This window comes from Streptomyces sp. NPDC001348, assembly GCF_053597535.1.
The window spans coordinates 26,605-44,910 of sequence record NZ_JBSFIK010000022.1 but is presented as its reverse complement, the minus strand read 5'-3'; the positions used below and the strand labels follow the sequence as shown (position 1 = coordinate 44,910).

The 18,306-nt window shown below is 70.8% G+C and carries 12 protein-coding genes; 2 read left to right on the top strand and 10 right to left on the bottom strand.

Annotated elements, in window-relative coordinates; translation table 11 throughout:
- Positions 1–54: 54 nt before the first annotated feature.
- The 4 genes from ACWC21_RS23005 to ACWC21_RS22990 are packed head-to-tail and all read right to left on the bottom strand — an operon-like array spanning position 55 to position 7,604.
- Complete coding sequence (locus tag ACWC21_RS23005) at positions 55–2,079, bottom strand: PIG-L family deacetylase (protein ID WP_450884668.1); 2,025 nt, start codon at positions 2,077–2,079, stop codon at positions 55–57.
- Positions 2,076–4,946 carry a stealth conserved region 3 domain-containing protein gene (locus ACWC21_RS23000; protein WP_450884667.1) on the bottom strand — a complete coding sequence of 957 codons (2,871 nt, stop codon included), beginning with the start codon at positions 4,944–4,946 and terminating at the stop codon, positions 2,076–2,078. Before ACWC21_RS23000 ends, ACWC21_RS23005 begins: the two co-directional genes overlap by 4 nt.
- A gap of 10 nt (positions 4,947–4,956) precedes the next feature.
- Positions 4,957–5,922 carry a hypothetical protein gene (locus tag ACWC21_RS22995; RefSeq protein WP_450884666.1) on the bottom strand — a complete coding sequence of 322 codons (966 nt, stop codon included), beginning with the start codon at positions 5,920–5,922 and terminating at the stop codon, positions 4,957–4,959.
- Entirely contained in the window at positions 5,919–7,604 is a 1,686-nt protein-coding gene (locus tag ACWC21_RS22990) for a stealth family protein (RefSeq protein ID WP_450884755.1), read from the bottom strand. The genes ACWC21_RS22995 and ACWC21_RS22990 overlap by 4 nt, the downstream gene beginning before the upstream one ends.
- Before the next feature lie 595 nt (positions 7,605–8,199).
- On the opposite strand from ACWC21_RS22990, the gene ACWC21_RS22985 reads away from it, so the two are divergent.
- Complete coding sequence (locus tag ACWC21_RS22985; RefSeq protein WP_450884665.1) at positions 8,200–9,306, top strand: LCP family protein; 1,107 nt, start codon at positions 8,200–8,202, stop codon at positions 9,304–9,306.
- A 25-nt stretch (positions 9,307–9,331) separates the two neighbouring features.
- Here the strand turns inward: ACWC21_RS22985 and ACWC21_RS22980 are convergent, their stop codons facing one another.
- Positions 9,332–10,348 (bottom strand): hypothetical protein, encoded by a 1,017-nt coding sequence (locus ACWC21_RS22980; RefSeq protein WP_450884664.1) that lies wholly within the window; start codon positions 10,346–10,348, stop codon positions 9,332–9,334.
- A 74-nt stretch (positions 10,349–10,422) separates the two neighbouring features.
- Between ACWC21_RS22980 and ACWC21_RS22975 the strand changes: the two genes are divergently transcribed.
- The gene (locus ACWC21_RS22975; protein ID WP_450884663.1) at positions 10,423–10,794 is read left to right on the top strand and encodes an NTP pyrophosphohydrolase; all 372 of its coding nucleotides are present in this window, start codon (positions 10,423–10,425) and stop codon (positions 10,792–10,794) included.
- A 55-nt stretch (positions 10,795–10,849) separates the two neighbouring features.
- Here ACWC21_RS22975 and ACWC21_RS22970 read toward each other — a convergent pair whose 3' ends face one another.
- From ACWC21_RS22970 to ACWC21_RS22950, 5 genes are all read right to left on the bottom strand, one after another.
- Positions 10,850–12,370 carry an amino acid permease gene (locus ACWC21_RS22970; protein ID WP_450884662.1) on the bottom strand — a complete coding sequence of 507 codons (1,521 nt, stop codon included), beginning with the start codon at positions 12,368–12,370 and terminating at the stop codon, positions 10,850–10,852.
- A gap of 141 nt (positions 12,371–12,511) precedes the next feature.
- The gene (gene dxs / locus ACWC21_RS22965) at positions 12,512–14,440 is read right to left on the bottom strand and encodes a 1-deoxy-D-xylulose-5-phosphate synthase (RefSeq protein ID WP_450884661.1); all 1,929 of its coding nucleotides are present in this window, start codon (positions 14,438–14,440) and stop codon (positions 12,512–12,514) included.
- Between the two features lie 331 nt (positions 14,441–14,771).
- Positions 14,772–16,100: a sugar ABC transporter permease gene (locus tag ACWC21_RS22960; protein WP_450884660.1), complete on the bottom strand. Its 1,329-nt coding sequence runs from the start codon at positions 16,098–16,100 to the stop codon at positions 14,772–14,774.
- Positions 16,097–16,888, bottom strand: coding sequence for an ATP-binding cassette domain-containing protein (locus ACWC21_RS22955; protein WP_450884754.1), 792 nt, complete (start codon positions 16,886–16,888; stop codon positions 16,097–16,099). The genes ACWC21_RS22960 and ACWC21_RS22955 overlap by 4 nt, the downstream gene beginning before the upstream one ends.
- Positions 16,889–17,160: 272 nt before the next feature.
- Positions 17,161–18,255 carry a sugar ABC transporter substrate-binding protein gene (locus ACWC21_RS22950; RefSeq protein ID WP_450884659.1) on the bottom strand — a complete coding sequence of 365 codons (1,095 nt, stop codon included), beginning with the start codon at positions 18,253–18,255 and terminating at the stop codon, positions 17,161–17,163.
- Positions 18,256–18,306 lie beyond the last annotated feature (51 nt).

Below are 18,306 nucleotides of genomic sequence, written 5' to 3'. Positions count from 1 at the left end.
TCGCGCACTCGCGTCTCCCGGCACGTCTCCAGGGCCGGCCCCGGTTCCCGTCCCTCAGCCCACCACCTGCCACGACCCGAACCCCACCGATCCCCGGCCGGCCTGACGGGCGACGGCCAGGCGGCCGTCCGGACCCAGCAGGGCGATCGTGGCGCGGCCGACGACGTCGAAGGCCGCGGCGGGGGCGTGGGCCGGTGGGCCGCCGAGGGTGTCGGTGGGGAGTTCCTGCCAGGGGTGGTCGCCGGGCAGGAAGCGGTAGGCGATGCCACCCGTATCGCTGAGGGTGGCCACCAGCGTTCCGGTCTCCGGGTCGGGCCCCGGGGCACAGGCGACGGCGCCGAAGCCGCCGCGTCCGCCGATCGGCACGGCCGGCTTGTTCCACTGACCGCCGGGCGCGTCCTCCTGGGCCATGAGCAGTCGTCCCGTCTCGGGCTGCCGGTAGACCGTCATGACGCGGCCGTTCGGCTGCACGGCCGCCGCGGGGGGTGACGCCGGGACCGTGAGACGGAAGCGGGGTCCGCGCCGCAGTGGCCGGTCGTAGGAAGCCTGGGACCAGTGGAAGACGCCGTCCCGGCTGGCGGCGAAGACCTCGACCCGGCCGTTCGGCGCGGTCACCGCCGCGAGGCCCTCCTGGAGTTCGTGGCCGCGCAGGTCCGTCCACGCGCCCCAGACGCCGTCCGTCTCCTGGACCCGGGTGTGCAGCCCCTGTCCCGCGTTGCGCACGAAGAGGTGCAGCCGTCCCAGGGCGTCACGGGCGACGGCCGGCGTGCCCAGGTGCCGGTCGCGTCCGGGGTTGCCGGCCGAGGGGTTGCCCAGGATGGTCCATCCGGTGAACCTGCCGTCCTGCTCGTCCTGTTCGAGCAGGACGATCTCCCGCCGCTGGGAGTGGTCCGGGCCGACGTGCGACATGCGCCGGGCGAGGACCTGCCAGCGGCCGTCCGGGGTCAGGCTCGCTGCGAGCCCCGGGGACAGGGGGCCGCCGCCCAGGAAGAACGGTCCGCGCCACTGGCCGTTTCCCGGCTGGGTCTCCAGCCACACCGCGGCCTGCTGGTTGACGACGGCGAACGCCGTCAGGCGGCCGCGCGCGTCGCGCCCGAGCCAGGGACCGTGCGGATGGCGCCCAGTGGTGCTCTGCACCCAGCCCGTGGTGCGCGCGCTCCAGCCGACCGCGTAGTCGCCGCTGCCGGCGGGGTCGCCGCAGTCGTACCCGTCGGCCGCGCCGTAGACGTTGAGGAAGTACTCCTTGAGCGAGATGGCCCGTGGGCCGAGGATGTGCGGCCAGCGTTCGTTGGAGTAGCCGCGGAAGGCCTCGACGGCGAAGGTTCGGCCTTCGCCAGGGCCCTGGTAGCGCTCCAGCGCCAGCCACGAGAAGAGAGCGGTGGCGGTGTGGTCGCAGTGGTCCGCCAGATCGCCGAAGTCGTGGTGCTGCGGGAACCGTTCGTCGTGGACCAGGCGGTCCGGATCCGGGTCCATGGTGCGGACGAGGGTCGGTCCGACGAGGTCGAGGATCTGGACCAGCGTGTCCACCAGTCCGGTACGCGTGTACCAGTACCGCTCTTTCACCAGGCCGCCGCTCACCGCGAGCGTGGGGACCCGTTCGGCCTCCTCCTGCCAGAGCACGTGCAGGCTGCGCGGCGGTCCGTCGGGCGTGCCGTGCTGGCGGATGTTGAGGAAGACCAGCTTCACCCAGGGCGCGTCGGCCAGGGTGTGGACCTCGGCGACGGCGCCGCCCGCGGTGGGCAGGGTGGACGGGGTCCAGGGCGCGGTGCGGTCACCGAGGGCCATCGCGCCGTACGCGGCCTTGATGCCGTTCTGCCGCGCCTTCGCGTAGGCCTCCCGGTCCTCGGCGGGGGGCCCGATCTGCCAGGGGCGGGGGTTGCGTCCGTCGGCGTCCCCGCTGGTGAGGTAGACCGTCGTGGTGGGCGTGCCCGCCTTGATCGCCTGGAAGGTCACGGGGTTCATGAAGTACAGGTCGTCGTCCGGGTGGGCGACGATCTGCAGGACGGAGGCGGGGCTGGACACGATGGGTCGGCTTTCGTCGCTCTGGTCGGGTTCTTCGGTGTGGTGGGGGCGGGTCACAGCGGCCACCCGGGCAGATAGCCCGCGTGGGCGCGCCGGTTGCGTACGGAGCCCGTCTCGAACTGGCTCGCCACCGGGAAGTAGCTCGGCAGGAAGGCGGCGAGGATGGCGTCCTGCTCCTCCGCCGACACATCACCGTCGTGGTAGTCGTTGAGGCAGAACACGTCGTGGGGGCGCGCGGTCAGGATCCGGTTCAGCCGCGGACCGTGCTCGGCGAGGCCGACGTTGACGAATCCGCAGGAGATGCCGCCCGGCACGCTGCGCCGGGTGAAGTAGCCGTAGTAGTGGTGCAGTGACGAGGCGATCGACACGTCGGTGCGGCTGCGCAACTGGCTGCTCGCGGTGGCCGCCACCTCCTGCGCGTAGTCGCGCTCGATATCGGCGAGCACGCTGCGGCGCAGCGGATACGGGGCGTGCAGGAACGCGTGGGTCAGCGTGTGCCCGAAGGACCGCTCGATCAGGGCCCGGTTGTTCTTCGCGGCGGTGATGTTGAACTCGTCCTCTTGCGAGATCGGGGACATCGGCACGGCCGTGGGCGACAGGAAGTGCTTGGCCTGCCCGTTGCCCAGGAAGAACATGCCGGGCTGCACGGTCCGCCCGAGGATCATGTCGTCGTTGAAGTAGAGGAAGTGCTCGGCCAGCCCGTCGATGTAGTGCAACTGGCTCTCGATGGCGTGCGAGTTGTACGTGGGCAGCGCTCCCCGGTCGCCGAAGATCTCGGTGTGGTCGACGACGCGTACCCGAGGGTGGGAGACATCCAGCCAGTGCGGGGTCTGCCGGTCGGTGACGATGTAGATGTTCCGGATCCACGGGGCGTACATGTCGATGGAGCGCAGGGAGTAGCGCAGTTCGTCGCGGTCGCGGAAGCGGGCGGCGCTGGTGGCCGAGTCCTGGGTGTCCATGCCCTTGGCGGCCAGGACGGCGTTCTTGCGCTCCAGCCAGTCGATGTCCGCACCGTTGACCCAGGTGTATACGGCGTCCACGGGGAAGTCGACGTCGCCGACGATCGTCTGGTTGAAGGCCACGAGGGTGGGGTAGCGACGGCCTCCCAGGGTCGTCGTGCTGCGCCGCATGGCGCTGTGCGGGACGCGGTCGCCGATCAGGGTCCGGGCGGGGGACTTGAGGTGGTCCACGTCGTCCGGTTCGTCCTCCCAGAAGGTGATCGTGCAGCCGTAGACGGCGCCGAGACGCAGGGTGCGGGACGGGGAGACGAGGCTCTGGTACACGCGGATGCCCGAGCAGGGGGTGCCGGAGTAGTCGCCCAGCAGAGCCACGAGGCCGGTCGCGATCGTCTTCTGGCCCTCACTGAGCACGGAGGCGTAGACGGGCTCGTCCGCGTAGCGGTCGGCGAGTGTCCTGAAGACGGCCTCGCGGTGGTCCGCGTGCACGGCGACCGTGTGCCGCACCATGCGGTCGCGTACGACCATGTACGGGATGCCCGCGCCTTCCAGGGCGTTCGCGGCCAGCGCGAGGTTCGCCTGGACCACGTCCCACGGGGACTCCCACTCCAGCTGCCGGCACACCTGGCCGCCGTCGTGCACCAGGCCACGCCGCTCCAGCAGACGCTGCTCCAGCGCGCGCTGACCGTTCGTCCGGACCGATCCGGGGGGAGCGGGCGCGGCTTTCGGCAGAGCGCCGTCGGCACCGCTGAGGTAGACGTGAACCGCGTGGCGTTCCGCCTTCGCGAGGTCACGCCGCCCGCTGTCCCGCTCCGCCACGAGCTCGTGGAAGAGCCGCTCCCAGTGGGAGGTCACCACGGCGGACGAGAACCTGCTCGCGGAGGCGAGGGCCGCCGCTCCCATCCGGTGGCGCAGCTCGGAGTCCTCGATCAGCTGTATCAGCGCGGAGGCCAGTGCGTCGGTGTCGCCCAGGGGGACCAGGAGGCCGGTGTGACCGTCGATCACCACTTCCCGCGGGCCGTTGGGCGCGTCGTAGGAGACGACCGGGACGCCCGCCGCCTGGGCCTCCGCGAGCACCAGCCCGAAGGCCTCGGTGCGGGAGGTCAGCAGGGCGATGCTGGCCTTGGCCCACTCCTCGGCCAGGTAGCGGGAGTTGCTGTTGAGCTGCACGCAGTCGTGCAGGCCGAGCATGTCCATCTGCCGGCGCAGGGCGCCGCTGAGCGGTCCGTCCCCGAAGATGCGCAGCTGCCAGTCGGGGTGGGCCGGTGCCACCTTCGCCCAGGCGGTGAGGGCGTGGTCGACCTGCTTCTCCGCGACGAGCCGGCCGGCGATGACGACGGTCCGGGTCTGCAGGGTCGACCGGGGCCGGAAGCCGCTGGGCAGGGCGTTGGGCACCACTTCCAGGCGGGGAGCGGTCGCGCCGAGGGTCTCGGCGAACCACTCCCGGGTCCGCTCGCTGAGCACGGCCAGCGCGTCCAGCCGGGCGGCGTACCGCAGCAGCGGTTCACCGGTCGGGCCACGCAGCTCGGAGACCCGGTGCTCCTGGTGGACGGTGATCACCCGGGCCGGGGCGAGCCGGACCGCCAGTGCCATCAGGGCGGGCGTCGTGGTGATCAGGACGTCCGTGTCGGTCTGCTGGAGAGCGTACTCGAGCTCGACGTCGCTGAGCCGGCTGAAGACGGGCTCCCAGGACCGGTCGACGATGTCGCTGGGCAGGGCGGCCAGCGCGGACCACACCGTGTCGTCCACGGTGCTGGGCCGCAGCGGCCGGGGCGTGGCCGTCGTGAGGTCGACCAGGTAGTCGACCCGCACCCGTTCGTCGGGCTGGAAGAACTGCTCGGGCTTGCTCTTGAAGACGCTGAGGACGCGGACGTCGTGCCGGGCGGCGAGTTCGGACGCCTGGTTGAACACGGCCCTCTCGGTGCCGCCGACGGCATCGGCCGTGGTCAGCAGGAATGTGATGTTCACTTCTCGGGGTTCAGTCTGCCTCGGGCATGCGCGTACAGGTGACCCGGAGGTTGCCTGCGGGGGTGTAGCGCGGTTGGACGATCATCGGGCTGCGGCCGGCCGGGGTCATGGCCATGCTGGGCATGGCGAAGACACGCCGCGGGTTGCGGACGTCGTGCAGTCTCCTGCCGAGCCGTAGCGACGGCCCCGCCTCCTGGCACAGCACGACGTCCCAGTGCTCCGGTCTGGAGGAGCGCGGCTCCATCCGGTCCAGCGGCACCTCCATCCGGTAGGTGTCCGGTCCCAGCGGGTGGACGGGTTGCCGGATGCGGCGCCCGGCGGCGACGAACTCGGCCCACGGGGTGTCCACCCGGGTGCCCAGCACCCGGCAGTCCACGGTGACTCCGGCGTGCGACATACGCACCTTGACCACCTCGACCGCCGGCCTCGGAGCCGAGCTGACGATGCGGGCGGTGCCGGTGACCGTGCGCCCGACGCGGTGGCGTGCGCCGGTGACCGGGGAGGCCACCATGGGCTTGGTCGGACCCTCGTAGGGAACCGGCGGCTGCAGGAGCAGCAGCGGCACCGTCCGCGACCGGCGTCCGGTGTGCATGCGCAGCCCGAGCTTCCACCGTCCGGGGCCGGCCGGCACGCCGCCGACCTCCTCGCCCATCAGGATCGCGGCGTCCATGAGGAGCTCGCCGTCCGGGCCGCGGTACACGCGTGCCCCGGCGAGATGCCGACTGCGGCGCCGGCGCACCACCACGGCGGCGCGGTCGGGCAGTTGGGCGGAGCGGGGCAGCACGGCGTGCAGGTTCACCGTCTGGCCGTCGAGGACGGCCGCGTACCGCAGCCGGGCGGTGCGGTTCTTCCGCAGGGGCACGAACACGCGCAGCATCAGCCACAGGCGCACGTGGCGGAGCAGGGCGCGCGGTCCGCGCGGCGCGGTGGTGGTCCGGCCGGACGCCGTGGTTCGGGTCGCGGTGGAGGTGGTCATGCCCGGACTCCGTCCAGTTCCGCGGCCGGGGCCGTGCGGGGTGCGGGGATGCCGGCGGCGGTTCGCTCGTAGGGGCTCGGCACGGGGAAGTAGGCGTTCAGGAAGTCCGCGACCATGCGGTCCTGGGCCGCGGGGTCGGCGGCGGCCACGGTGTCGTTCATGCAGAAGGTGTCGTAGTCGCGCCTGGCGAGCAGGGTGTTGAGGCGGCGCTGGGCCAGGTCGTCCGCGAGATCGATGTACTGGTACCGGATGTCCCCGGCCGTCGCGCGTGCCGAGTGGTACGCGTAGTAGTGGTAGAGCGAGGAGACGACGGGTACGTCGTGCGGCGACCGGAAGCGGGAGTGCTGGGTGACCCGGTGCGCGTGGGCGTAGACCTGCTCGATCTCGGTCAGCACGCTGCGCCGCAGGGCGTGCGGGGTGTGCTTCATCTTCTGGGAGATGACGGTGCCGAACTGCTGGGCGATGAGTCCCCGGCTGTTCTTGCCCGCCGCGTTGACCGGCAGGTCCGTGAAGTCGGCGCGGCCCGAGGGGATCAGTGCCTTCGAACGGAAGGACTTGGACAGCCCGTTGGGGTGGAAGAACGTGCCGGGCTGCACGGGGCGGCCGAGGAAGACGTCGTCGTTCAGGTAGAGGAAGTGCTCGGAGAGCTCGGGGATGTGGTGCAACTGACTCTCGATGGCGTGGGAGTTGAACGTCGGCAGCGCGTCCGGTTCGGAGAAGATCTCGGTGTGGTCGACCACCCTGATGCCGGGGAAGCCGGTGTCGAGCCAGGAGGGCACCTGCCCGGCGGTGACGAGGAAGATGGTCCGCACCCAGGGCGCGTACTGGTGGATCGAGCGCAGCGAGTGGCGCAGCTCGTCGCGGCTGGCGTACCGCGAGTCGTTCGCCGCCTGTTCGTGCAGGGTTCCGTCGCCTGTGCTCCGCTCGAGCACGCGTCGGGTGGCCTCCTTGCGGGCGCGCCAGACGGGGTCGGAGTCGTCGACCCAGGTGTAGACGACGTCGATCGGGAAGAGGTGGTCGTCGGGCAGGGCGGCGACGAACTCCGGCAGGGTGCGCGCCTGCCCGGTGGTGTACATGGACGGCACTTCGCTGAATCGTTTCTGCTCGGCTTGGCAGCGGCCCCCGTCCACCGGTACCTCGGTCGTCACACGGTTCGGGCGGGGCGCGACGAGCCGGCCCTCCCGCTCGGACCAGAACTCGATGTCACAGCCGGATTCCCGGCCGAACACCAGCTTCCCGGTGGGGTCGCAGACGTTCCACACGACGCGCAGCACCCGCTGCGCCCGCAGGGCACGCCAGCTCGCCGTCGAGGCGCCCGGCCGGACCGGGCCCCGGGCCGCGCCGCAGACGTAGCCGGGGTAGTGGCCGCAGGCGGTCCGCAGCACGTCCTCCACGTCGGCGCGCAGCCGCTCCGGTACCGCGACGCAGGGGTTCGGCGAAGCGGTGCCGCGGACACAGAAGTAGTCGATCCCCGCCTCTTCCAGCAGCGTGACCAGGATGTGCAGGTTCCGCGCCCGGGCGGCCCAGGCGGTGATGCCGGGGACCTCGACGGCCCGGCGGTGCCTGCCGTCCACGCGGACGACCCGCGGCGGACCTGCGGTGTCCTCGCCGCCGCGTCCGTCACCGAGCGCCCGCACCACCAGGGCGGAACGCGCGGCGTCGGCGGCGGTCAGCGACCGCATCACCGCGGCCCGCAGCGGGCGCGGCACCCGGCGGACGACCTGACGCCGGGCCCCGACCGGCACGAGCGACCGGTACGTCGAAACGAGCGCGCTCGCCTCGGGATTGTTCCCACTCACCTGACTTCCGCACCGCCCCCCACGCTGCAGCAGACCGGGCTCGGCCGTCACACCGCCGTCCGGGATGCACAGGACCACGGCCACCCTCCCTCGTCTCTCACCGGTCGAGGACAGGTGAGCACCCGCGGTCGCACGCCCCCTCGCCCCCAGGCCCGGGCGCACGACCGCCGGAACACTTCGGACGAGCCGATCGGTTCCATGCGACAATCGTTCAACTTTCACAAGCTGCACACATCTTCACCGCGCGTTCACCTGACTGTCAATCACGCGTCCACATTTCGAAAAGTACATGTGGCGGCCATGTGAATGAGGGGCGAGCATACAGTGACCAGGCGACCCGTGTGCGACCCGCCGTCCGGTCTATAGTTCGCACACGCCACGGCATCAGAGCCGCGCAGGCCCGGTCCCTCCCCCACTCGTGCCCTGCCCCATGTGCGAACCAAGGCGCACCACTGTTGAGTTGAGGAAGGAACCCGTCATGACGCATGCCCCGACGAAGCCGGGCGGCAGCAGCGGACCGAGACACGAACCCGCGGATGTCGTTCCGGACACACCGCCGCGTCGTCGACGGCGCGTCGGACGCTGGATCGCGGGCTGCGCCCTCGTGCTGGTCGCGGCCGTGGGCGGGACGGCCTACTGGCTGTACAGCGGCCTCGACTCCAACATCAAGGCTGTAGACCTCGACCGGTCCATCGGCGACGACCGCCCGCCGAAGCTGCCGACGTCCGGTCAGAACCTGCTGGTCCTGGGCTCGGACTCGCGCGCCGGCGCCAACGCCGCGCTCGGCACCGGCCATGTGTCCGGGGCGCGTTCGGACACCGCGCTGGTCGTCCACATACCCGAGGGCCGCAGGCGGGCCGTGGCGGTCAGCATCCCCCGCGACACCCTGGTGACCCGCCCCGAGTGCACCGGGCGGGACGGGACGAAGCTGCCCGGCGCGAAGCGTGTGATGTTCAACTCCGTCTACTCGCTCGCCGGCCCGGCCTGTGTCGTCAAGACGGTGGAGCGGATGTCCGGGGTGCGCATGGACCACTTCGTGGAGATCGACTTCGCGGGCTTCAAGGAACTCGTCGACGCGATCGGCGGCGTGACCGTCACGGTCGGCCAGGACATCCACGACACCTCCAGCGGCCTGGACATCACCGCCGGCACCCACCGCCTGAACGGCACTCAGGCACTGCAGTTCGTCCGCACCCGGCACGGCATCGGGGACGGCAGCGACCTCGGACGCATCGGGCTGCAGCAGAGGTTCCTGACGGCCCTGCTCACCGAGATCAAGCACCAGGACCTGCTGGGCAGCCCCGCCAAGGCCTACACCATCGCGGACACCCTCACCGCGTCCCTCACCACCGACTCCCGGCTCGCCTCCCTGACGAGACTCGCCGAGTTCGGCCGCAGCATGAACGGGATCGACCCGGCGGCCATGGAGACGATCATGCTCCCGGTGCGCTACGACACCCAGGACCCCAACCGGGTCGTGGCCGCCCGGCCCCAGGCGGACCGGCTGTGGCGGGCGCTGCGGACCGACGGCGCCGTCTCCGCGTCGGCCCTGAAGTCACCGGCCCGGGGCGGCGGCACGCCCTGAGCGGCACCGGACCCGCGGCCGCGGCTCACACCTCCCGCCACGCCTCGAGCGCCAGCCCCGGCTCGGCCTTGCGGCGGGTGAGGAGGAGTTGCCCGGTCGACGGGGACAACGTCGCCGCGACGACCCGGTCCTCGGCGTCGACCGCGAGGGACACCACCGCGTCGACGGGAAGCCGCGGACCCGACTCCGCCCACCAGGCACCCGCCGACTCCTCCTGGGTGGGATACGCGGCGAAGGCCACCCGCCCGCCCGCCGAACGCTGGGCGAGCAGTGTGCAGTCGTGGCCGTCGAGGTCGCAGCGCACCGCGGACACCGGGCCGGGACCGGCCGACGGGAGCAGGGTGACCGGCTTGCCGCCGGGACGCCAGGTGCACAGGCCGCCCGCGTCGTCGGTGTAGAAGACGGTGGTGCTCCCGGGCGAGGTGGCCAGCGCGTACAGGGTGCCCGGACGGACCGGGGTCTCCATCGCCTCCCGCAGGACGGGCTCCGCGCCCGGCTCCTCCTGGCGCCAGTACCGGATGCCTTCGGAAACGGGCGCGTACAGCTCCACCCGGCCCGACTCCCCCGTCACCGCGGCGAGCCCCTCCTGGACGGCGCCGCCCTCGAGGTCGCGCCAGGGCTCCCAGCCGCCCTTCTCCTTCTGGGCGAGCATGCTCACCCCGCCGCCCTTGTTGCGTACGAAGACGTGGGCGCGGCCCTGCTCGTCGACCGCGACGGCCGGTGTGCCGGTGCGCTCGCCCTTCTTGCCGGGATGGCCGACCGGGGTCCAGTCCAGCGCGGCCAGCAGCGGGCGGAAGTGCGTGGAGTGGACGAGGCCCGACTCGCCCTTGGTCGTGGGCCGCCAGGAGACCAGGTGGGCGTAGCCGTCGGTGCCCTGACCGACCGCCAGGACGGGGTGCAGCTTCTGGTCGCCGCCCACCTTGCGGGGTGCGGTCCAGGGACCGCCGGGTGCGCGCTCCGCCCGGCACAGGACGGCGTCGTCCGAGGGGAGGTAGACACTGAGGCGGCCGTCGCGGCCGCGCAGGAGCCAGTCGCCGTTCACCGGTTCACTTTAAGCGGGACCGGCCGGTCATCGTGGCCCGGCCCCCGGGGCCGGGTCCGTGCGACCCTGGTCACATGGTTGAGGAAGTCTCGCTGCTCGTGATCATCGATGCCGCGAACGTGGTCGGGTCGGTGCCCGACGGCTGGTGGCGGGACCGGAAGGGAGCCGCCGAACGCCTGCGCGACCGGCTCGCCGGGAACGGGCTGCCCGGCCGCCCGGATCCGGTGGAGATCGTGCTGGTGGTCGAGGGCGCGGCCCGGGGCGTGGAGTCCGTGCCGGGCGTACGGGTGGACTCCGCACCGGGCAGCGGCGACGACCGGATCGTGGAACTGGTCGCCAAGTCCCCCGGCCGGCCCCGGCTGGTCGTCACGGCCGACCGCGAACTGAGGGACCGGGTCACCGCGTCGGGGGCTGAGGTGACGGGGCCCCGGACGGTACTGGGCTGAGCCGGGTGCTTCTCCGGTCCCCCGCGGCCGGTGGGCGCGGCACCGACCCGTCCGGTCACGAAACGTTCCCGCTCGGGGGCGCGGCCTCGCCGAGCGCGGTGTCCCCGCGCCGTGCTAGACGGCTGTGCGTGCGGCCGTAGAGGAAGTACACGACGAAGCCGATCACCATCCAGATCGCGAACCGCAGCCAGGTCTCGGCGGGCAGGTTCACCATCAGCCAGAGCGAGGCCAGCACCGAGAGGATCGGGACGAGCGGCACCAGCGGGGTCCGGAAGGAGCGCGGCAGGTCGGGCCGGGTACGGCGCAGGATGATCACGCTGATCGAGACGACGACGAAGGCGAAGAGCGTGCCGATGTTCACCAGTTCGGCGAGTTGGCTGAGGCTGGTGAAGCCCGCGACGACCGCGATGATCACACCGAGCAGGATGGTCGGCCGGTACGGGGTGCGGAACCTCGGGTGGGTGTGCGAGAAGAACCGGGGCAGCAGCCCGTCACGGCTCATCGCGAAGAACACCCGGGACTGGCCGAGCAGCAGGATCATGCACACGGTGGTCAGTCCGACGGCGGCACCGAAGCTGATCAGGCCCGCGAACCAGGGGTGCCCGGTGGCCTTGAACGCGTCCGCGAGCGGTGCGTCCACGGACAGCGCGCTGTACTTCTGCATACCGGTCACGACGATCGACACGGCGACGTACAGCGCGGTGCAGATGACCAGGGAGCCGAGGATGCCGCGCGGCACGTCGCGCTGCGGGTTGCGCGTCTCCTCGGCGGCGGTGGCCACGACGTCGAAGCCGATGAACGCGAAGAAGACGACGGACGCCGCGGTGAAGATGCCCATGAAACCGAAGTTGGAGGGCGCCCAGCCGAACATCAGCTGGATGAGCGGGGCCTTGAGGTCGCCGCCCGCCGCCACGGGCTGCGAAGGCGGGACGAACGGGTGGTAGTTGCCGCTGTTGATGAAGAAGGCGCCCGCGATGATGACGACGAGGACGACGGCCACCTTGATGGCGACGACGACCGAGGTGACCCGAGCGGAGAGCTTCATGCCGACGACGAGGATGGCCGTGAGCACCAGCACGAGGGCGGCGGCGAGGATGTCGAAACCGAAGCCGGGGTTGGCGTCCCTGCCGCTGAGCACCGCCGGCAGGTGCCAGCCCGCGTTGTCCAGCAGCGAGTGGATGTAACCGGACCACCCGACGGCGACCACCGCCGTACCGAGGGCCAGTTCCAGCACCAGGTCCCAGCCGATGATCCAGGCGGGCAGCTCGCCGAGCGAGGAGTACGAGAAGGTGTACGCGGAGCCCGCCACCGGTACCGTTGAGGCGAACTCGGCGTAGCAGAGGGCGGCCAGCGCGCACACGACACCGGCCACGACGAAGGACAGGGACACGGCGGGGCCGGCGCTGTTCTTGGCGGCGGCGCCGGTCAGGACGAAGATGCCGGTGCCGATGATGACACCGACGCCGAACACCGTGAGGTCGAGCGCGGAGAGGGACTTCCTGAGCGCGTGCTCGGGTTCCTCGGTGTCGAGGATGGATTGTTCGACCTTCTTCGTCCGGAAGAGGGTGCTGCTCACGGGCCTACCTCCCACACGCTCGTCGCTCGACATGATCGAGAGGGCTGGGGATGCGTATGCCCCGGCACAGGCAGGTTCACGCAAAAGAGCCGGTTCCGCCACTGGGAGACGTGGCGGAACCGGCTCTGGGAACGACAGCGACTAGTCGCGCGCGGGCTCCACGGAGTCGACCTCGGCCGTCGGGCGGTCGTACCTGCCGTCCAGCCTGGAGACCAGACCGGTGACCTGGCGGGCGATGTCCGGGGCGGTCAGCCCGATCTCGGCCATCACCTCGGCGCGGGACGCGTGGTCGAGGAAGCGCGGCGGGATGCCGAAGTCGCGCAGCGGCACGTCGACGCCGGCGTCCCGCAGCGCCTGCGCGACCGCCGAGCCGACACCGCCGACGCGGCTGTTGTCCTCGACGGTGACGACCACGCGGTGGCGGTCCGCGAGCGGGGCCATGGCCTCGTCGACCGGCTTGACCCAGCGCGGGTCGACGACGGTGGTCGAGATGCCCTGCTGGTCGAGCAGGGCGGCGATCTCCAGGCACATGGGGGCCAGCGCACCGACGGAGACCAGCAGGACGTCCGGCCGGTCCGTGCCGGGTTCGCGCAGCACGTCCATGCCGCCGACCCGGCCGACGGCCGGTACGGCGGGGCCGACGGCGCCCTTGGAGAAGCGCACCACGGTCGGCGCGTCCGTGACCTCGACGGCCTCGCGCAGCTGGGCGCGCACCTGGTCGGCGTCGCGCGGCGCGGCCAGCCGGAGCCCCGGCACGACCTGCAGGATCGACATGTCCCACATGCCGTTGTGCGAGGCGCCGTCGGTGCCGGTGACACCGGCCCGGTCCAGTACGAAGGTCACTCCGCACTTGTGCAGGGCGACGTCCATCAGGACCTGGTCGAAGGCGCGGTTGAGGAAGGTGGCGTACACCGCGAAGACCGGGTGCAGGCCACCGGTGGCCAGACCCGCGGCGGACACGGCGGCGTGCTGCTCGGCGATGCCGACGTCGTACACCCGCTCCGGGAAGGCCTTGGCGAACTTGTCGAGGCCGACCGGCTGGAGCATGGCGGCCGTGATGGCGACGATGTCCCCCCGCTCCCGCCCCAGCTCGACCATCTCGTCGCCGAAGACCGAGGTCCAGTCGGCGCCGGAGCTGCTGATCGGCAGGCCGGTGTCGGGGTGGATCTTGCCGACGGCGTGGAAGCGGTCGGCCTCGTCCTGGAGGGCGGGCTGGTAGCCGCGGCCCTTCTCGGTGAGGCAGTGCACGATCACCGGGCCGCCGAAGCGCTTGGCGCGGGCCAGCGCCGACTCCAGCGCCTCGATGTCGTGGCCGTCGATCGGGCCGACGTACTTCAGGCCCAGGTCCTCGAACATGCCCTGCGGGGCGATGAAGTCCTTCAGCCCCTTCTTGGCGCCGTGCAGGGTCTCGTACAGCGGCTTTCCGACGACCGGGGTGCGGTCGAGGATCTCCTTCGTCCGGGCGAGGAAGCGCTCGTAACCGTCGGTCGTGCGCAGCGTGGCCAGGTGGTTGGCGAGACCGCCGATGGTCGGTGCGTAGGACCGCTCGTTGTCGTTGACGACGATGACGAGCGGGCGGTCCTTGGCCTCGGCGATGTTGTTGAGCGCCTCCCAGGCCATGCCGCCGGTGAGCGCGCCGTCGCCGATGACCGCGACCACGTGGCTGTCGCGTTCGAGGATCTGGTTGGCCTTCGCGATGCCGTCGGCCCAGCCGAGGACCGTCGAGGCGTGGCTGTTCTCGATGACGTCGTGCTCGGACTCGGCCTGCGAGGGGTAGCCCGACAGGCCGCCCTTCATCTTCAGCCTGGAGAAGTCCTGCCGGCCGGTGAGCAGCTTGTGCACGTACGACTGGTGCCCGGTGTCCCACAGCACCTTGTCCTTCGGTGACTCGAAGACACGGTGCAGGGCGATGGTGAGCTCGACCACGCCCAGGTTGGGGCCGAGGTGGCCGCCGGTCTTGGAGACGGCGTCGACGAGGAAGGTCCGGATCTCCTCTGCCAGCTGGTCCAGCTCCTCCAGGCTGAGCCGGTCCAGATCGCGCGGTCCCCTGATGCGGGTCAGCAGCGGCACCCGTGCCTCCTTGCAGTAAAAGCTGATCGAGCTGTTGCCGGGCTCGTCGAGTCTAATGTTCCGCTGTGGCGGACGGCGCCCGGGCGGTGCGTGATGCGTCACCCGAAGGGCGGTACCCATCTGACACGCCCGCAAGACACACCAGTGCCCGGCGCCTTGAAGGCACCGGGCACACGGCTTGTTCCTCAGGGGCGGGACCGCAATGCCTTGAGGGGCGCGGGGCTCTGCCGACATGCGGCTCCGCCGCGTGGGCGCGACCAGCCACAACGGACCGGCACCCGCAGAAACCACCGCACCCCTTACGGCGCTGCCGCGTAAACGGCCCCCCGCGTTATGCGCGCCCCGCGGCCTTCTGGCTACGACGCGACACCGAGTCGATGACCACCGCACCCAGCAGCACCGCACCGGTGATCATGTACTGGATCGACGTGTTCATGTTCAGCAGGTCCAGACCCGTCTGGATCGACTGGATCACCAGCATGCCCAGCAGCGCCGACCACACCGAGCCCCGGCCACCGAAGAGGCTCGTACCGCCGATGACCGCCGCGGCGATCGCCAGCATCAGGGTGTTGCCGCCACCGGCGTTCAGCGTGGCGCTCGCGGTCTGACCGGCGAAGAACATGCCGCCGACCGCCGCGAAGCCGCCGGAGATGGCGAACACGGTGATGCGGACCATCGGCACGCTGATACCGGCACGGCGGGCCGCCTCGATGCCGCCGCCGACCGCGAAGACCTTGCGGCCGTAGGTGGTGCGGCGCAGGACGAAGTCCACGACGATCAGCGACGCGAGGAAGATCACCAGGGCGTTGGAGACGCCGTTGGAGCTGTTCAGCACGGCCGCGGCGGCGAAGGACGCGACGGCGAGCAGGCCGACGCGGACGAGGATCTCGCTGGTGGGCCGGAAGGGCACACCGGCCGCGCGACGGCGACGCTGCTCGTTGAACGATCCCACGAGCGTCAGCACGACACCGAGGCCGGCCAGCAGGTAGGCGCCGACGATGGCCTGGTCCATGAAGAAGGAGCTCTGCCCGAGGAGGTGCACCGGGCCGGAGTCGGCCGGGATGTTGATCGTGCCGCTGTCGCCCAGCAGCCACAGCATCAGACCGTTCCAGCCGAGGAAGCCGGCGAGTGTCACGACGAACGCGGGCACTCCGATCTTGGCGAAGAACCAGCCGTGCAGCGCGCCGATGGCGACGCCGGTGACGATCGTGAGGACGAGCGCCAGCCACTCGTTCATGCCGTGGTTCACGACGAAGACCGCGAACACCGTGGACGCCAGACCGCTGACCGAGCCGACGGACAGGTCGATCTCGCCGAGCAGCAGCACGAACACCAGGCCGATGGCCAGCATGCCGGTGGCCGACATGAAGTAGCTGATGTTGGACAGGTTGTCGGCGCTGAGGAAGCGGTCATTCTTCACCTGGAAGATGGTCCAGATGATGATCAGACCGATGACGACCGGCAGCGAGCCCAGCTCACCGCCCTTGATCTTCCGCTTGAACTCGGTGATGTACCCCTTGAAGCCCTCTTCGCGGACCAGCAGGCGCGGGTCGACGACGGGGACGGCCGCGGACGTGGGGTCCTCGACGGACGCGACGGCGGTGTCCTTGGACACGGCGGGCTCCGGGTCCTTCTTCACGGTGTTCGACGTCTCGCTCACTTGGCCGCCTCCGCGGTGCGACGCCCCGCACGACGGGTCACGGCGTTGTCCGTGGCACCGGTGATCGCGGCGATGATCTCTTCGTGGCTGGTGTCCTTCACGGAGAAGGACCCGTTGTTCTTGCCCAGGCGCAGCACGGCGACGGTGTCCGCGACGGCCTTGACGTCCGCCATGTTGTGGCTGATGAGGATGACGCCGAGGTTGCGCTCCCGCAGCCGTTCGACCAGGTCGAGGACCTGCGCGGTCTGCTCGACGCCGAGGGCGGCGGTGGGCTCGTCGAGGATGACCACCTTCGGGTCACCGATCAGGGCGCGGGCGATGGCCACGACCTGGCGCTGACCGCCGGAGAGGCTGGCGATCGGGATGCGGACGCTCGGGATGCGGATGGAGAGCGTGCTCAGCAGCTCGCGGGCCTGCTTCTCCATCGACACCTCGTCGATGACGCCCCGGTGCAGCAGCTCGCGGCCCAGGAAGAGGTTGCCGACCACGTCGAGGTTGTCGCACAGCGCGAGGTCCTGGTAGACCGTCGCGACGCCGAGCCCCTGGGCGTCGTGCGGCTTGTTGATCGTGACCGGGTTGCCCTCCCACTCGATGACGCCCTCGTCGATGGGGTGGACACCGGCGATCGTCTTGACCAGGGTGGACTTTCCTGCGCCGTTGTCGCCCACCAGGGCGACCACTTCTCCGGCGTGGACCTCCAGCTCGACGTCGGTGAGGGCCTGGACCGCACCGAACCGCTTGGAGACTCCGCGCAACGCCAGCACGGGCGTAGCGGACACGTGAACCATCTCCTTCGCCGCCTGACCGGCGGGGATGCCGCGCTTGGGGAACAGGCGCGGAGGGACGTGCGAATGCACGCGGTTAACAAGATGAACATGCGCGAACACGCTGCGCTTGGCAACGGTTCCGTCCGACGCCCGCCCGGCAGCGGGGTATGAGAGCCGGGGCGGGCGTCGGAGGGGTTCCGCGGGGACCGCTCGGCGGTCCGGTGCCCGGGTGACGCCCGTACGAGCGCCTGAAGGCGGCTCGTACGGGCGTCACCCGGGCGTCGCTGGAGCGCTTACTGCAGTCCGGCGGACTTGCAGGCCTTGGCGAACTCGCCGGTGCAGATCTCCTGGACGGTGTAGATCTTGTCCTTGACGACCGAGTCCTTGATGTTGGCCTTGGTGACCGAGATCGGGGTCAGCAGGTCGGAGGGCACCTTGTCACCGGAGCCGCTGGTCTGCGTCGTGGTGGCGAGGGAGGAGATGCTCTTGCCCTGGAGCAGGTCGTAGGCCATCTCGGCGGCGGTGTCGGCCTCCTGCTTGAACGGCTTGTAGACCGTGCTGGACTGCGTGCCGGCGAGGATGCGCTGGATGCCCGCGAGCTCGGCGTCCTGGCCGGTCAGCGGGATGCCGCTGATGCCGGCGCCCTTGAGGGTGGTGGCGATGCCCGCAGCCATGTCGTCGTTGGCCGAGTAGACGCCGGCGATCTTCTTGGCGCCCAGCTGGGTGATGGCGGCCTTCATCTTCTGCGCGGCGACGGAGTCCTTCCAGAGGCCGGACTGCTCGTAGGCGATGTCGACCTTGCCGTCGAGGACCTTGTGCGCGCCCTGCTTGAACTGGGCGGCGTTCGGGTCGGCGTCGTCACCGTTGATCATGACGACCTTGGACTTCTTGTTCGCCTTGGAGCCGAGCGCGTCGAGCAGGCCCTGGCCCTGCAGCTCGCCGACCTTGACGTTGTCGAAGGAGACGTACCCCGAGACCGGGCCCTGGGCGAGGCGGTCGTACGCGACGACCTTGATGCCCTTGTTGACGGCGGTCTGGATGGACGACTTGATGGCGGCCGAGTCCTGGGCGCTGATCACGATGACCTTGACACCCTTGGTGATCATGCTGCTCACCTGCTGGGCCTGCTTGGCAGCGTCACCCGCGGCGTTCGCGTACTCGACCGTGCAGTCGGAGCAGAGCGACTTGATCTTCGCCTCGAAGAACGGGTGGTCGAACTTCTCGTAGCGCGCGGTGACGCTGTCGGGAAGCAGCAGACCGATGGTCTTGCCGCCGCTGGAGGAGTTCTTGGTGCTGCCGGAGTCGTCCTTCTTGTCGCCGGCCTTGCCACAGGCGGCCATCGACAGGGCCATCGAAACCGCCGCGGTTCCGATCACGACTCTACGCATCGTTGCGTTCATTGTTTGGGGTGCCTCCCTGACAGGGCCGCAACGCTGCGG

Coding starts and splice junctions, on each gene's coding strand:
- ACWC21_RS22995 (WP_450884666.1), bottom strand. CDS start 5,922: ATGACCACCTCCACCGCGACCCGAACCACGGCGTCCGGCCGGACCACC.
- ACWC21_RS22990 (WP_450884755.1), bottom strand. CDS start 7,604: ATGCGGTCGCTGACCGCCGCCGACGCCGCGCGTTCCGCCCTGGTGGTG.
- ACWC21_RS22985 (WP_450884665.1), top strand. CDS start 8,200: ATGACGCATGCCCCGACGAAGCCGGGCGGCAGCAGCGGACCGAGACAC.
- ACWC21_RS22975 (WP_450884663.1), top strand. CDS start 10,423: ATGGTTGAGGAAGTCTCGCTGCTCGTGATCATCGATGCCGCGAACGTG.
- ACWC21_RS22955 (WP_450884754.1), bottom strand. CDS start 16,888: ATGGTTCACGTGTCCGCTACGCCCGTGCTGGCGTTGCGCGGAGTCTCC.
- ACWC21_RS22950 (WP_450884659.1), bottom strand. CDS start 18,255: ATGCGTAGAGTCGTGATCGGAACCGCGGCGGTTTCGATGGCCCTGTCG.